We start from the raw sequence: 16,394 nt of genomic DNA on the forward strand, positions 1-16,394 counted from the left end.
AGACTAACATAAATAACATATCTAGTGATTTTAATCTATGATTTTTGGCGCTACTATAACAGCACTGGCAAGTCTACTGGTTCCCTTCCAACCTGCGTTATGCAACTCAAGCAAATTGCCAGGTCAAGCTGAAACGACCGCTCCGCTTGCGGTTCCTTCCAGTTTGAGCAAGGTTGTTTTGGGTTGCGTAACGCTTTTCCAGCATTCGCAGACTCATGCGCGTCTGATCGCGTCAGGTTGATGGGCAACTAAACGCATCTTTCCCGACAGGCGGGGGCGATCGCCTGTTCCGGTTTGCAGATAACCCACTGATGTTTACAGGAATCCTTCTAGCTCTAGCTCTTCAACCACCTGCAACCCTCTGGGATCGCCTACCTTAAGAATGGCTGATTTAGCATCTTCACGAACTCCCATTTCCTGGTCTTCTGCGAACGCCTCAATCAATGCGTCGATCGCAGTAGCATAAATTACATTGGACGGCAGTTCGCGACACAGTTGGCCAATCGTCCAGGCGCAGTTGCTTCGTACCGCTGCAATGGGGTCTTGCCGCAATGCTTCAATTAACGGCGGCATGGCTGCGACAATGGTTTCATAGCTAATTGCCATTTGCGCCAACGAGCTGGCAGCCCACAGGCGAACGGCGGATATATCGGTTTTGAGCGCGTCAATCAATGGTTCTAGCGAACGGCGATCGCGGCAATTGCCCAACGCCCACACAATACCCTTACGGACATAGCCGTTCCAATCTCGCTGAAGTTGCACGATTAGCGGCTCCACCGCGACAGCGCTGGGGTTGCGCCCCAGGGCGTAGGCGGCACTAACGCGGATTAATGGACAGGCATCTGTTAACAGCTCGATCAGCGCTGGAATGGCTCGCTCGTCTTCAATTTCACAAAACGCTCGGGCAGCCAGCATTCGCTGCTGGTTTTGGGGAGCGCCCAACAAGGCCAGCATGGCTTCTGGATCGGGCTTAGGCGTTTCTGTCTCAGCGCTAAGCGGACCCAGTTTGTCTAAAGGACTCTCTAGATCGGCATCCAGCACCGTGAGTTCGTCTTCGTCATACATATAGCCACTTTACAGCAAAGCTTATGCTCCGATCAGTGCTAAAGGATAGAGTCTACACAAATCAAGCGATCGCCTTTGTGATCAATGATTACTATTTGTGGAAGTGAGGTTGTGGAAGTGAGCTTGCACAGCTCAACCCCTCAGGATTTCGCGTCTCGTGCAAATGTTTTATTCGAATAGCCTGCCAAAAATATATATTGGATCTAGGAGCATGTTAACTTGCTTGGCTTCGTCCTGATTTTTAAGGATCTACAACACCGTCAGCTCATGATAGAAAAAAAGCTGGGTCAGATTGCTATCTGGTTTGCAGGCAGATGCTCAGGCATTCACTGGAATCCATTTTTTCTATAGATTAGGACGACATTGCTGTCACCAACTGCACGCTGAACCTGAGTTCACCGTGTAGTTGTGGGAATAGGCTTCGACCATGCAGCAATGGCCTGGATTTGAGCAGAATTTGGATTGATAGAGACGATCTAATGAGCATCCCTACTTCCGTGCTGGAAGAGTTACTGCAAAACTCACCATCCCTGCGCCCACAAATCTATTTCAAATCCTCGTTGACTGCGCTTTCTCATGCCATGGAGGATCTGGTATTGGCAGGAAGCGCCAGCAGCCAGCCCCTTGTCATTGCTAGCTTCCAGCGGGAGCGGTTTTATCGGCAGGAAGCACACCGTTACGAGCGGGTTGCAGCACTGTCGCCCCAGGTGTATGTTCTGGCTGCTCCAGAAACCAGTTTTTCCAACGACTCTAAGCAGTACGAAACGATCGCCTTTGAGCCAACCGATCAGCTCAGCCACGAGTGGCACCTGGTCGTCATTAGCGATCAGTATTCGGCCTGCCTTATTTGTCGAGAACGGCAAGTCCTTTCGCCAGAAATGTCGGATGAACCGCTTCACATGGATCAAACTCGCCGCTTTGAGGGAGTCTGGACGTTCGATCGGCAGGTTAGCTGTCAGGCCGCAGATATTTTGCTGAATCGAATTCAGGTCTATCGCCCTGAACTGAAGGCCAAAATCCAAAAAGCTAGAGCAAAATTAATTGCCGAAGTCCCGTCTGGTGTGCGAGAAGTCGATCCAGATCCCTTTGCCCAACGGTTGATTACCTACCTGCAAGCAGGGCAATACAAGCTGCTAAAAGCCTATCGTTCTATTTCGGCACAGGAACGAAAAGAAAGACTGGTGAACTCGATTACGGCTGCCATTCGGCGATCGCTTGATCCCAACGAGATCTTTAAAGTTGCTGTCAAAGAACTGGGTCAAGCCAGTCAAGCCTGCCGCTGTTTAATTTACCGCTGCAAAGCCACAGATGCGACGACGACAATAATTCACGAATCGTTGTCTGATCCAGCCATTCAATCCCTGGTTGGGCAAACGTGGTTGCTCCAAGATAATCCGCTGTTTCAAGCCGTTGTTAAAACGCTCGATCCGGTTTCAATTGTTGACACTCAGCACGAAACCCAACACAACCTGGAACCTATTCAAGCGCTTGTCGATCGCTGGCGTATTCGGTCATGGCTGATTGTTCCGGTGCTGTATCAAGGGCGGCTGTTGGGAGTGGTCGAATTGCATCATTGTCAGGCCGCTCCTCATGCCTGGTCAGAACACGAGATCGATTTGGTAGAGGCGATCGCTACACAGCTTGGTGTGGCTCTCATTCAGGCTGAATCCTATGCCAATTTAGAAGATCTCAATCAGCAATTAGAAGCGCTAGAGCGAACCCGTAGCAACCTGATTGCCATCACCGGACACGAGCTGCGAACGCCCCTTTCTACTATTCAGGTATGCCTTGAAAGCCTCGCCAGCGAACCTGATATGCCCCTGGAAATGCGACAGGTGATGCTGAGTACAGCCCTCACAGATGCCGAGCGAATGCGGAGCCTGGTGCAAGATTTTCTCACCCTGTCGCGTTTGGAAAGTGGACGGGTGCAATGGCATCTAGAACCTCTCGCACTTGATGAATGCGTTGATTTGGCCTTGAGCAGCATTCGCACGCGGCAAGACAGCAATGGTATTCCTCGAATTGAAACCCATGTTCCCCTGGAATTGCCTCTCGTGCGAGCAGATGGTGAATGGCTTGTAGAAGCGTTATCCAAACTGTTAGATAATGCCTGCAAGTTTACAGAGCCGGAAGGGCGCGTTGTGATTGAGGCTAAACCCAACGGGGGCAAAATGCTGGAAGTGACGATCGCAGATACGGGGCGAGGCATTGAACCCAACCGACTAGAAGCGGTGTTCGATCGCTTCTATCAGGAAGAAGGAGCATTACGGCGGACGGCGGGTGGTACTGGGTTGGGGCTGGCGATTTGCCGGCAAATTGTGCTTGGTCTGGGAGGGCAAATTTGGGCAGAGTCCGCAGGGCGAGATCAGGGCAGTCGCTTTCACCTCACCATTCCCATCGCACAATCTGACTCGTCGGAACCGGAAGCCACTCCTAAACTAAGCTCTCCCTCTCGCGTTGCGGGCAAAAGCCGCCGTTCCAGCAGTCGGGCAACGTTACGATAAGCCGTTGGTCGCTACATTCGTATCTAGAGTATTGATATCCAGACCAATTGATATTCAGACCATTGCTATCCAGTGCTGGTGGATAAATCTGCTTTCCCTGATCCCCAGGGCACTGAATCCCATTACAATCTGTAAAGAAACGGATAAGGAACGGTTGAATGCGAGTTGCGATCGTTGGTGCTGGGCTGGCCGGTATGGCTGCGGCTGTAGAATTAGTCGATGCTGGTTGCGAGGTTGAAATTTTTGAATCTCGCCCGTTTATTGGTGGCAAAGTCGGCAGTTGGGTTGATGCAGACGGCAACCATATTGAGATGGGGCTACATGTCTTTTTTGGTTGCTACTATCACCTGTTTTCGTTGATGCAAAAGGTCGGTGCAGGAGAAAACTTGCGCCTCAAAGAACATACCCATACCTTTGTGAATCGGGGTGGACAGACGGGCACTCTGGATTTTCGCTTCATCACAGGTGCTCCTTTCAATGGGCTAAAAGCCTTCTTCACTACCTCTCAACTATCGCTGCAAGACAAAGCGCAAAATGCGATCGCCCTGGGTACCAGTCCAATTGTGCGCGGATTAATCGATTTTGACGGAGCAATGAAGACGATTCGAGCGCTAGACCGAATCAGCTTTGCCGATTGGTTTCGCCAGCATGGTGGCTCCAATGGCAGCCTTAAGCGGATGTGGAATCCGATCGCCTATGCGTTGGGCTTCATTGACACTGAAACGATCTCGGCTCGGTGTATGCTAACGATCTTTCAGCTATTTGCGGCTCGCACCGAAGCCTCAATTTTGCGAATGCTGGAAGGGTCACCCCATGAATACTTACACAAACCGCTGCTCGACTATTTAGAAGCGCGAGGCGCTAAGGTTCATACCCGTCGGGGCGTGCGGCAAATTCTGTTTGCGGGTGAGGGGGCGGAAACCAGAGTGACAGGTTTGGCGATCGCCAATGGTGACAACCAGGACACCGTTGTGGCCGATGCCTATCTCTGCGCCTGCGATGTTCCCGGCATCCAACGCCTGCTGCCGCCGGAATGGCGAACCTGGTCTGAATTCGATAACATCTACAAGCTTGATACGGTTCCCGTTGCGACGGTGCAACTTCGGTTTGATGGTTGGGTTACTGAATTGCACAACCACGCTGAGCGCAACCAGCTCGACCACGCCGCAGGGATGGACAACTTACTCTATACGCCCGATGCAGATTTCTCCTGCTTCGCAGACTTAGCGCTGACCAGCCCCAGCGACTATTATCGCCAAGGGCAAGGGTCTCTGTTACAGGTGGTGTTAACACCGGGCGATCCGTTCATTAAACAAAACAATGAGGCGATCGCTCAGCATGTCCTCAAGCAAGTCCACGATCTATTCCCCTCCTCCAGAGACTTGAACATGACCTGGTACAGCGTTGTTAAACTGGCTCAATCGCTATATCGAGAAGCCCCCGGCATGGATCTCTATCGTCCGGCTCAAAAAACACCCATCGCCAACTTCTTCCTGGCTGGTAGCTATACGCAGCAAGACTACATCGACAGCATGGAAGGCGCTACTATTTCAGGCGAACAGGCCGCAAAGGCCATCCTGAACGGTGTAGGGTAGTAGGGGATAGGGTATGCATTCCCATCAGGTTAATGCCTTGCGCTTGTTCGACTCTTAACTGTTGCCTACTCTTAATCCACCTCCTTATGTCCGACTGGCTAGAACACAGCGTCCAAATCGAAGTTGAAACGCCCATTGATTCAGTCTGGGGGCTCTGGTCGGATCTCGAACAGATGCCCCGCTGGATGAAATGGATCGATTCCGTCAAAATTTTAGAAGACAACCCAGAGTTGTCGCGTTGGAAACTAGCCACGGGGGGGTTAGAGTTTAGCTGGCTATCCCGCATCCTCAAACAGGTTCCCAATCAAATCATCCAGTGGGAATCGGTAGACGGCTTGCCCAACCGGGGTGCAATTCGGTTTTACGATCGCGGCGATAGCAGCATCGTCAAACTGACAGTAGCTTACGCAATCCCTGGCTTTTTGGGTCGGCTGATGGACGATTTATTCTTAGGTCGAGTCGTTGAGTCTACACTAAAAGCTGACATGGAACGCTTTCGGGAATATGCTCTGCAAGCAAAGGCCAACCAGGAACAAGCACTTTAACCCGCCGCTTTCCTGGTTGCATCGTTTCAATCTGTGGTTTAACAGATGTGGTTTAACAAAATAGACTTATCCGGCTGCATTTTGTTCAATGCACTAATCTGTATCACGAATTGCATGCCTGGTAAATTCACTGCTCACATACACACTGCTCACATACACACAACAGTGTCCCATTGGGGCAGTACCCAGAGCTAATCTACTAGCGTAGCGAAGTTTCGCTGTATAGAGGATAATACTGAGGAAAAGCAGAATTGAAGCAGACAGAAGATGCCAGGATTGATACACTACTAATTTCGCTCTTAGCGCACCCACTCTCAACATTGGCTGCAAACGCTGTCCTCATTACGCTCGGTTGTGGCTCAAGCATCTCATTACCCCAAAGGAGTAAGCCCGTATTAAACAACATAAAGCGGCATTATCTGATCAATTAACAACCTTCCTTTCTGATGTCCGTTGCATTAGAAAAATTTTAGAATCGTTGCTTATAATCTGTACAGGAATCTTCGTAATTTCTAGTCAGGTTACTTCTTTCGTCTCGCCACCCGTCGTTAAACTTATTTAGCAATGCCCCGGATACTCGTCATCGACGATGACCCTGCAATTTCAGAATTGGTCGCAGTCAACCTAGAGATGGCTGGCTATGACGTTAGCCAGGCAGCAGATGGTATCAAGGGTCAAGCTTTAGCCCTCCAGCTCTTGCCAGATCTCATCATGTTGGACTTGATGTTGCCAAAAGTAGATGGCTTCACGGTATGTCAGCGCTTGCGTCGTGATGAACGGACGGCTGATATCCCGGTCTTGATGCTAACCGCTTTGGGTCAAACACAAGACAAGGTAGAAGGCTTTAATGCAGGGGCAGACGATTACTTAACAAAACCCTTTGAAGTTGAAGAGATGCTGGCGCGAGTTCGGGCTTTACTACGACGAACCGATCGCATTCCCCAGGCAGCTAAACACAGCGAAATCTTGAACTATGGTCCCCTAACGCTTGTACCAGAGCGGCTTGAGGCCATTTGGTTTGACCAAACGGTAAAGCTAACGCATTTGGAGTTTGAGTTGCTCCACTGTTTGCTGCAACGTCACGGCCAAACTGTCTCGCCGAGCGAAATCCTTAAAGAAGTGTGGGGCTACGATCCAGATGATGACATTGAAACCATTAGAGTTCATGTGCGGCATTTGCGAACCAAACTAGAACCCGATCCGCGTCATCCACGATACATCAAGACGGTATATGGAGCGGGTTACTGTTTAGAACTACCCGCCAGTGGGCAGGCGACAGGCGATACCGAATCGTCTACTGTCGCCTAGCCTACATAGCAGGTCAGAAATCGGACACTAACAATAGGGCGTGATGTCCTCGCCGCATTCATCTGCCAGGAAGCACAGGGCACGAAAACGCAAGGCCACCACCTGCTCGTAGCACGGGTTTAGCTTGCAGAGCGGTGGAATGTGGATCAGTGTGTGACCCAGAACTTTGATATCGCGCTCAAAGGGACATTGGGCAGGAATTAGCTTACAAACTAAGTGGGCAAACCTGCTGTTGCGAATTTCAGTTTGATCTAGCCACTGACGTACAGAGTCCAATAAGTTGAAGCGAAGTTTAGGGGTTGGGCGAATGGACTGGTCTGACTCAGATATCCACTGAGCAGCAGAATCTGCCTTACAAATCCAAGTCCAGCAATTGAGGGCTGGATCTTGCGCCATGCAATCGGCAAAGTCCATCGTTGGCTCTTTCAGGTCAGCAACTGTTGAGTTAACGAGCATCGTAGTTTTAGAATTCCACGATAGGAACTCTACACTTGCTGAAGCACACTGGTTAGATTGGTTTACCATCGTCTGGATTAACAAGGGTTGAAGGGCCGTCACTTTAGGCAACCTGGTTGAGTCCCTAATCCTGTATGGGATTCATAGAATGTTCTTCTACAGGACACCCATATCTTTCCCGAAGTTAAGACGATAGGGGTGAGTGATAATACTCAAGTTTTGCTGGTTAGTTTTGGGTGGTCACTGCTTTCCTCCGCAAATCTGTTGAAAGAGCTAACCGCGCCAGATCTCGTACATTTGAAAGTAGGGTTTAATTCCCTTGGTGCTGGATTCTCGAACTCCGATCGCTACAACCCAAGACAATCACGCTCAATCAACCGCTCAATCAACACTGATTACGGCAACGGCTATGCCATGCAACTAAAATTGGGGAGCAGAACTTCTGCTCCCCAATCATTTAGAACGGTTTAAGGTATTGATTCAAGCCACTTCAGGCCGCGACGTTAAGACGCAACTTTAGCCGCCGATCGCTGCCTCCGGGGTGAAGCCGTGACAGTCTGTTCTGGAGTCTGTAGCAAAAATACTAGCGACGGATTGCTTTGGAGTTCGCGTCGTACCAATCGTCTCAGTTCTGCTTCAACACTGGCCTGAAGTTTTGTCCAATCGACTTCAAGGTCATCGCCATTGAAGGAGTGAGTAAAGTCTTTCCAGCGATCGCTCAGAAAATCACTCAGCGTTAAAGCAACGACCTTTTGCATCCGAGCTTTTTCAACCGAAGTGACCACCCCATGCAAATGCACTTCGGGTTTGGCTAACAGTTCTCCGGTTTGACCGATCGCCGCTGCAACCGTAACAATGCCGTCTTCTGCCAACTGCTGACGTTCCTTCAGCACTCGCTCATGTACTACCCCAGAAGACGAGTCTACCAATTCAATCCCAGACGAGACTTTATCCGCAATTCGGATGCTGTCTTTCGTCAGCTCAACAACATCTCCATTGTTGATAATCACCATATTTTCGGCGGGAATGCCCATTTTTTGAGCCGTGTCCGAATGCTTCACCAGCATTCGATGCTCTCCATGCACCGGAAGGAAGAACTTAGGACGGGTAAGGGCGATCATCAGTTTTTGATCTTCTTGAGAGCCATGACCCGAAACGTGAATGCCTTCGCTGCGACCGTAAACGACCTTTGCTCCTTGCATCATCAGTTTGTCGATGGTGTTGACGACCGCAATCGTGTTGCCCGGAATCGGATTGGCTGAGAAGACTACCGTATCCCCTTCCCGGATCTTGACTTGCCGATGTTCTTTGTTGGCAATACGGGTGAGAGCCGCCATCGGTTCTCCCTGGGAACCCGTGGTTAACACCAGTACTTTCTCGTCTGGCAGTTTGTTGACCATGTTGAGCGGCACAAACAGGTCGTCTTCACATTTGATGTAACCCAGGTTACGGGCATGAGCGATGACGTTGAGCATCGATCGCCCAACAATAGAGACAGAACGACCGTGCTTCTTCGCCAACTCTAAAATCATGTTGACTCGGTGGACTGAAGACGCGAAGGTTGTGACCAACAGCCGTCCTTGTGCCTGGGTGAAAACGCGATCGAGATTGGGAAAGACCGATCGCTCTGATGGAGTTTGTCCAGGTATTTCAGAGTTCGTTGAGTCGCTAATTAAGCACAACACGCCTTTTTCGCCATGTTCTGCCAGCTTTTGAAAATCAAAATACTCACCATCCACCGGAGTATGGTCTACCTTAAAGTCACCGGTGTGAATCACCACACCTACGGGCGTGTGAATGGCAACGCTGAAACTATCTGCAATCGAGTGGGTGTTGCGAATATATTCCACTAAAAACGATTTGCCGACCCGAACAATCTCGCGAGGCTTGACTGAACGCAATTCTGTGCGATCGGCCACGCCAGCCTCTTCGAGCTTGCCTTCTAGCAACGCCATGGCTAGCCGAGGCCCATAGATTACAGGAATATCAAACTGCTTGAGATGAAACGGAATACCGCCAATGTGGTCTTCGTGCCCGTGGGTAACAATCATCCCCTTAATTTTGTGACGATTGTCACGCAAATAAGTGGTGTCGGGTAGGACAATATTAACCCCGTGCATTCCGTCCGTAGGAAAGGCAAGACCCGCATCTAGTAAAAGAATTTCATCATTCACTTCAAATACGCAGGTGTTCTTACCGATTTCGTGTAAGCCTCCCAACGGAATGATTTTAAGTGCTGGTGAAGAACCGTTTTGACTTCCGTTTTGATTCATGTTCATCCTTAAACAACTAGGGTTTCAAAAACTAAAGAATGGTTGGCATAAGCGTATGCCGTTGATTAGACCTTGCGCTTAGTAAGCCAGAGCTGGATCGTCACACTATCGGTATAGACAAGAGCGACACACAGGCAAGGAGAGTGATCAAACTATTCAGTTGTGCAAAAAACTGGATTAGCAGTCAGTTGTCTTTCAGCAAGGCGAGGTCTGCCATGACTGCTCTTAATGCTTGCTCTAGATTATCTGAAGAGTCATCCGCTAAGGGTAAGCGGGTCGAGCCGACCTGCCAGCCTTGTAACCTGAGAGCGGCTTTAACCGGAATGGGGTTAGTACTCAGAAATAACGCCTTAAATAAAGGAAACAATTTGAGGTGGATTTGGGTGGCAAGCTGAGTTTGCCCTTTCTCAAAGGCTTGAGTCATCTCTTGCAGTTGCAACCCAACCAGATGGCTGGCAACACTGATAACTCCTTGTGCCCCAACTGCCAACATTGGCAGCGTCAACGAATCATCGCCTGAGTAAATGGCAAACTCAGGGGGGGTTAATCGCCTAACCTGGCTAACCTGGTCGAGATTGCCGCTTGCTTCTTTGATAGCAACAATATTAGGAATCTCTGCCAGACGAGCAACGGTTTCGGGTAACAGGTTTTGCCCTGTTCGCCCAGGGATATTGTACAAAACGAGCGATAAGTCGGGACTGGCTTCGGCGATCGCTCGAAAGTGTTGATACAAACCGGCCTGGGGCGGCTTGTTGTAATACGGAACAACCTGTAACGTTCCGTCTAACCCTATCTTATCGGCTTTTTGGGTCGCTGCGATCGCTTCTGCTGTCGAATTAGAGCCTGTTCCTGCCATCACCTTAGCTTTCCCATCTACGGCTCGTTTGACCACCTGGAAAAGCTGATATTCTTCATCCCAACTGAGAGTAGGAGACTCTCCAGTTGTACCACAGATAACCAAGGTATCTGTGCCGTGGCTAACCAAGTAAGCTGCTAACTCTTCAGCCACTCCATAACTGACATCACCATCCGGTTGAAATGGCGTGATCATGGCAGTCAGAACACGTCCAAAACTAGTCACACTACGCTAACTCCTCACGGAAACTAGATAGACAAGGATAGCCTATTGCTTCAACTATCCTGACACTGGTTAAAATTACCGAACTCCAATCGTTTCAATTTTCTCAACTGGACGAATCAAGCCGCGCTGTGCTAACAGCTCTGCAATTTGTACGGCATTGAGAGCGGCACCCTTGCGAATTTGGTCACCGCTAAGCCACAGCTCCAAACCGTTGGGATGAGAAATATCTTGGCGGATGCGACCAACTAAAACCTCATCTTGACCACTGGCTTCTACAGGCATAGGGAAGTGGTTGGCCTGCCAATCTTCCACAAGCTTCACGCCGGGAGCCCGACTGAGGATGTCGCGCGCCTGTGCAACATCAAACGGAGTTGAAAACTCTATATTAATCGATTCTGAATGGGCACGCAGTACGGGAACCCGTATGCAGGTTGCTGTCACGCGAAGATCGGGTGCGCCAAATATCTTCCGCGTTTCGTTGACCATTTTCATTTCTTCCTCACAGTAACCCATGTCGTTTAGGGGCGAATTGTGGGGAAACAGATTAAAGGCTAACGGATGGGGAAAGACTTTAGCCACCGGAGGCTGACCCTGTAAAATGGCCTGAGACTGAGTTTTTACTTCCTCCATTGCTCTGGCTCCAGCACCGCTAGCCGACTGATAGGTAGCGGCAACAATGCGTTGGATGGATTGAACCTGGTGCAGCGGATAAACTGCAACGGCCATCAAAATTGTGGTGCAGTTTGGGTTCGCAATAATTCCCTGATGGGACACAACCGCTTCTGGGTTCACTTCCGGTACCACTAAAGGTACCTGAGAGTCCATCCGAAAGGCGCTGGAGTTATCAATCATGACGGCACCTGCTGCGATCGCCGTTGCAGCCCAGGCTTTGGAAATGGAACCGCCCGCTGAGGCCAATACCAGATCGATGTTGTCAAACGAGCGATCGCTCACCGCTTCCACCCGCAGATCATCTCCCTGAAACGAAAGCGTTTCCCCGGCAGACCGAGGCGATGCTAACAGCTTTAAACTAGCGACGGGAAACTGGCGCTCCGCCAGGAGAGTCAACAGTTCATTGCCAACGGCACCTGTCGCGCCTAAGATAGCGACTCTATATGATTGAGGCAACTCTAATTTTCCTCCAGACAAGTAAGTTAATGTATCAGTCTTCAAAAACGGTTATCTGACCATCTCAGAAACAAGCTTTCAGGAAGAATTAACTGACATCCTTGAACTTCAAAGCTCGTAAACTTCAGATCTGCAACCAACAAAACCATTGGTTGAATGACATTGAATGAATAGTTGGATAAAGCTGTCTGAATCCTCTAATTACTCCTCCAATCGAAAAGGTGCGGTTTGTCACCTCGCATTGACCCAAGACTAGCAGTAACGAAATAATGTTAAATATTCATAAAACTTTATTTTGTGGTTAGTGACTCCCCAGTCATTGACCCTGAGGCTAACCAGACAAGGGCGATATATTTTTAAGCACCCTAACGGCTTGCGGCTACCTAACCTTTTTAGCTACATACGATGATAACGGACTCTGCACTCATTCTGTGTCTATCTTGACAATATGCTCTACCAATCTGAACTGGAATCCTTTTGGCCTGGAGAACCTGAAATAATTACACCAGTTGCCCCAATCATTACGCTGGGATGAAGAGGATTAGATTTCAACGAATCTTCTCATCGCCTGAGTCAGAATCAGTTACTATAGCTAATTGCGGCAAAGCTGAGTTATCTCAGTAGCCGGATAGCTACGCTTTGAAAAACTAATCGTTACGAGACGCGCAATGAAAGTTACCCAGGAAAAACTACCTGCTAGTCAGATTGGTCTGGAAATTGAGATCACTCCCGAGATGTCCAAGAAGGCATATGAGAAGACTCTACAAGAGTTCACTCGTTCTGCCAATATTCCTGGGTTCCGCAAGGGTAAAGTTCCTCGTCAAGTCTTGATTCAGCGTTTTGGTTCAACTCGCCTCAAAGCAGCGGTTTTAGAGGATTTGATTGACAGCAGCTTGAAGCAGGCGATCGAGCAAGAAAAAATTGATGCGCTCGGCAACTTTCAGTTGCGATCGTCCTTTGAAGATTTGATTGACCAGTTTGAGCCAGGACATCCGTTAACCTTCTCTGCGGCGGTTGATGTACCACCTGTTGTCAAACTAGCTCAATACAAAGGCTTACAGGTTCAAGCAGAAGAGGTGAAATACGACTCAGAACGGGTGGAGCAGGTTTTAGAAAACTATCGTAAGCAAACTGCAACACTGGTGCCCATCGAGAATCGGCCTGCCCAACTGGGCGATGTGGCTGTGGTTGATTTTGTCGGTCGGCTGATCAATGAAGAAGCCACAGAGGGCGAGGAAGACGGCGAACAAGGGGAAGAAATTCCCGGCGGCAGCGCTGAAGATTTTGAAATCGAGCTGGCTGAGGACAAGTTTGTTCCTGGCTTTGTTACTGGGATTGTCGGCATCAATTCAGGAGAAACGAAGGATATTTCAGTTCAATTTCCCGACGATTATGTGCAAAAAGACCTGGCTGGCAAAGCGGCTACCTTTACCGTGACGGTCAAAGAGCTGAAGGAAAGAGAATTGCCTGAATTGGACGATGACTTTGCTCAAGAGGTTAGCGATTTTGAAACGTTAGCCGAACTGCAAGAATCGTTGGAAAAGCGCTTCCGGGAAGAAGCAGACGAAAAATTAAAAGCCAACAAAGAGCAGGCCCTTCTCAAGGAATTGGTGAAGCACCTGGAAGTGGATATTCCAGAAACGTTGATTAAACGAGAAGTCGATTTTTCCATTACCCAAACCGCTATGCGTCTGGGTGAGCAGGGCATGGATATCCGCAAAACCTTTACGCAAGATATCGTCTCAATTCTGCGCGATCAGGCTCGTCCAGAAGCGATCGCCCGGATTCAGCGCACCCTGGCGTTAGGAGAAGTGGCCAAGCTAGAGTCGATTAAAGTCGAGGCTGACGAAGTTGAGGCCAAAGTTCAAACCATTCTGGCAGACTATAGCGGTCAGGATGTTGACGAAGAAAAATTGCACCAGGTCATTGAAGAAGAGCTGCTAAAAGACAAGATCATTGCATGGCTGGAGGAAAACGGTACCGTAGAGCTAGTGCCAGAGGGCACGCTTACGCCCGACCCCGAAGTGGCGATCGACGCAGATGAGGAAACCGAAGACGAAAATATCGAATTAGATCCGACGGATGCCACTGTAGATGTTTCTGCCTCTACTGTTAGCGAAGCGACTGAATGAAGTATTGATAGGCTCGGAAAAGGATTAAGTTATTTATCGTTCTGAGGCAATACTGAGTTGCCATGCCGGAAAACTTTTGTAGCATTTTCTAGAGTCCCACCAGTCCTAAAGTAATTAGGGCATAATGTCGGATAGAACTGCTCAGCAAACATGTTTTATTTTTGGGAAACACGGTTTGTTGTAGTTTCTAGAGTTCTCTCATCTTTCCCTGGTTTATGCTTGTATCTCAGTTCGATCACTTAATTTCTGGTGTCAGACCCTCAGGGTATTACTCTGGGAGTTCCGATCTGGTGGCTGCCGACGGGGTCATCCCTATGGTTGTTGAACAATCCGGTCGGGGTGAGCGAGCCTTTGATATTTATTCTCGACTGCTGCGTGAGCGGATTGTGTTCCTGGGAACTCCAGTTGATGATGATATCTCCAATTCAATCGTGGCTCAATTACTCTTTCTGGATGCCGAAGACCCAGAGAAGGACATTCAGCTCTATATCAACTCGCCAGGTGGCTCGGTGACGGCAGGCATGGCAATTTACGACACCATGCAGCAAGTCCGTCCTGACGTCGCTACGATTTGTTTCGGCTTAGCGGCTAGCATGGGCGCATTTTTGCTGGCCGGTGGTGCAAAAGGCAAGCGTCTCTCCCTTCCTAGCTCTCGGATCATGATTCACCAGCCGCTGGGTGGTGCTCAAGGGCAAGCTGCCGATATTGAGATTCAGGCTAAGGAAATTTTGTACCACAAGCGCCAATTGAACGAGTTGTTGGCTTATCATACAGGTCAGCCGCTTGAGAGAATTGAGGCAGATACCGAGCGCGACTTCTTCATGTCGGCAGAGGATGCAAAGAACTACGGTTTAGTTGATCAGGTTATCTCCCGGCAAGATATGCCCATGCCCGGAGAGTCTGTTACCGCAGTGAAATAAGAGGCAACTATGTCTAAATACGACTCCCATCTCAAGTGTTCATTCTGTGGTAAATCGCAGGAACAGGTTCGCAAGTTGATTGCTGGCCCTGGAGTCTACATCTGTGATGAGTGCGTTGACCTCTGCAATGAAATCTTGGATGAGGAGTTGTTTGATTCCAGTGCGGCAGTTCCTCAGCCTTCTCCCAGACGGGAACAACAGCCCGAAAAACGGCAAGTTCGAGCGTCTAATTTCTCTTTAGGGCAGATACCAAAGCCCAGGGAGATTAAGAAGCATCTGGACGAGCATGTGATTGGTCAAGATGAAGCGAAGAAAGTCCTTTCGGTCGCTGTCTACAATCATTACAAGCGGTTGAGCTACGTTCAGAATAAGGGCAACAAGCTAGACGATGCTGTTGAATTACAGAAATCGAATATTTTGCTCATTGGCCCGACTGGTTGTGGTAAAACGCTGCTGGCGCAGACCCTGGCTGAAATGCTGGATGTGCCGTTTGCCGTTGCCGATGCCACAACGCTGACCGAAGCCGGATATGTAGGTGAAGACGTTGAAAACATTTTGTTGCGGCTGTTACAGGTTGCCGATTTAGATGTAGAAGAGGCTCAACGTGGCATCATCTACATTGATGAGATCGACAAAGTGGCTCGCAAGAGCGAGAACCCGTCTATCACCCGCGATGTGTCTGGCGAAGGTGTGCAGCAAGCGTTGCTGAAGATGCTGGAGGGAACGATCGCCAATGTTCCGCCGCAAGGGGGGCGCAAGCATCCCTATCAAGACTGTATCCAAATTGACACCAGCAACATTTTATTCATTTGCGGCGGTGCCTTTGTTGGATTGGACAAAGCGGTTGAACAGCGAACGGGCAAGAAAACGATGGGCTTTATCCAACCGGGTGATAGCCAGTCGAAGGAGAAGCGAGCCGCCGATATCCTGAAGCATTTAGAGCCAGATGATCTGGTTAAATTTGGCATGATTCCAGAGTTTATTGGGCGCGTGCCAGTAATTGCTGTGGTGGAGCCGTTAGACGAAGATGCACTGACGGAAATTTTGACGGAGCCTCGCAATGCTCTGGTGAAGCAATACCAAAAGCTGATGAAGATGGACAATGTCCAATTAGAGTTCAAGGCAGATGCCGTGCGGGCGATCGCCAAAGAAGCTTATCGGCGAAAGACAGGAGCTAGAGCGCTTCGCAGCATTGTTGAAGAACTGATGCTAGATGTGATGTATGAGCTGCCGTCCCGCAAAGACGTTACGCGCTGTTTCATCACCCGCGAAATGGTTGAAAAACGGTCTACCGCCGAGTTGTTGCTGCATCCGTCTTCGATACCGAAGCCTGAATCTGCTTGAAAGCAGCCTTGAGTGCTGCACCACACGAGCTTAAAATTTAAAC

At 49.4% G+C, this 16,394-nt stretch carries 12 protein-coding genes; 7 read left to right on the forward strand and 5 right to left on the reverse strand.

Annotated features, from left to right (window positions below):
• Window positions 1-315: 315 nt before the first annotated feature.
• Window positions 316-1,065: a HEAT repeat domain-containing protein gene (locus IQ268_RS03820; RefSeq protein WP_193875704.1), complete on the reverse strand. Its 750-nt coding sequence runs from the start codon at window positions 1,063-1,065 to the stop codon at window positions 316-318.
• A 479-nt stretch (window positions 1,066-1,544) separates the two neighbouring features.
• Between IQ268_RS03820 and IQ268_RS03825 the strand changes: the two genes are divergently transcribed.
• The 4 genes from IQ268_RS03825 to IQ268_RS03840 all read left to right on the forward strand — a co-directional run bounded on the left by IQ268_RS03825 (window position 1,545) and on the right by IQ268_RS03840 (window position 7,017).
• Window positions 1,545-3,569, forward strand: a complete 2,025-nt coding sequence (locus IQ268_RS03825; protein ID WP_193875706.1) for a DICT sensory domain-containing protein — start codon at window positions 1,545-1,547, stop codon at window positions 3,567-3,569.
• A gap of 158 nt (window positions 3,570-3,727) precedes the next feature.
• Window positions 3,728-5,164, forward strand: coding sequence for a 9,9'-di-cis-zeta-carotene desaturase (zds, locus tag IQ268_RS03830; RefSeq protein WP_193875708.1), 1,437 nt, complete (start codon window positions 3,728-3,730; stop codon window positions 5,162-5,164).
• 86 nt (window positions 5,165-5,250) lie between these two features.
• The gene (locus IQ268_RS03835) at window positions 5,251-5,709 is read left to right on the forward strand and encodes an SRPBCC family protein (RefSeq protein WP_193875710.1); all 459 of its coding nucleotides are present in this window, start codon (window positions 5,251-5,253) and stop codon (window positions 5,707-5,709) included.
• Between the two features lie 564 nt (window positions 5,710-6,273).
• Window positions 6,274-7,017, forward strand: a complete 744-nt coding sequence (locus tag IQ268_RS03840; protein ID WP_193875712.1) for a response regulator transcription factor — start codon at window positions 6,274-6,276, stop codon at window positions 7,015-7,017.
• 27 nt (window positions 7,018-7,044) lie between these two features.
• Here the strand turns inward: IQ268_RS03840 and IQ268_RS03845 are convergent, their stop codons facing one another.
• From IQ268_RS03845 to IQ268_RS03860, 4 genes are all read right to left on the reverse strand, one after another.
• Window positions 7,045-7,473: a Mo-dependent nitrogenase C-terminal domain-containing protein gene (locus IQ268_RS03845; RefSeq protein ID WP_228035063.1), complete on the reverse strand. Its 429-nt coding sequence runs from the start codon at window positions 7,471-7,473 to the stop codon at window positions 7,045-7,047.
• A 503-nt stretch (window positions 7,474-7,976) separates the two neighbouring features.
• On the reverse strand, window positions 7,977-9,746 hold the full coding sequence (locus IQ268_RS03850) for a ribonuclease J (RefSeq protein WP_193875714.1): 1,770 nt from the start codon (window positions 9,744-9,746) through the stop codon (window positions 7,977-7,979).
• 184 nt (window positions 9,747-9,930) lie between these two features.
• On the reverse strand, window positions 9,931-10,827 hold the full coding sequence (dapA, locus tag IQ268_RS03855) for a 4-hydroxy-tetrahydrodipicolinate synthase (RefSeq protein WP_193875716.1): 897 nt from the start codon (window positions 10,825-10,827) through the stop codon (window positions 9,931-9,933).
• Window positions 10,828-10,902: 75 nt separating this feature from the next.
• Entirely contained in the window at window positions 10,903-11,955 is a 1,053-nt protein-coding gene (locus IQ268_RS03860) for an aspartate-semialdehyde dehydrogenase (RefSeq protein WP_193875718.1), read from the reverse strand.
• A gap of 668 nt (window positions 11,956-12,623) precedes the next feature.
• On the opposite strand from IQ268_RS03860, the gene tig reads away from it, so the two are divergent.
• The 3 genes from tig to clpX all read left to right on the forward strand — a co-directional run bounded on the left by tig (window position 12,624) and on the right by clpX (window position 16,351).
• The gene (gene tig, locus IQ268_RS03865; RefSeq protein ID WP_193875720.1) at window positions 12,624-14,087 is read left to right on the forward strand and encodes a trigger factor; all 1,464 of its coding nucleotides are present in this window, start codon (window positions 12,624-12,626) and stop codon (window positions 14,085-14,087) included.
• 314 nt (window positions 14,088-14,401) lie between these two features.
• Window positions 14,402-15,007: an ATP-dependent Clp endopeptidase proteolytic subunit ClpP gene (gene clpP / locus IQ268_RS03870; RefSeq protein WP_228035064.1), complete on the forward strand. Its 606-nt coding sequence runs from the start codon at window positions 14,402-14,404 to the stop codon at window positions 15,005-15,007.
• A gap of 9 nt (window positions 15,008-15,016) precedes the next feature.
• Complete coding sequence (gene clpX / locus IQ268_RS03875; protein WP_193875722.1) at window positions 15,017-16,351, forward strand: ATP-dependent protease ATP-binding subunit ClpX; 1,335 nt, start codon at window positions 15,017-15,019, stop codon at window positions 16,349-16,351.
• Window positions 16,352-16,394 lie beyond the last annotated feature (43 nt).

Source organism: Oculatella sp. LEGE 06141, from assembly GCF_015207605.1.
Classification (GTDB): Bacteria; Cyanobacteriota; Cyanobacteriia; order Elainellales; family Elainellaceae; genus Oculatella.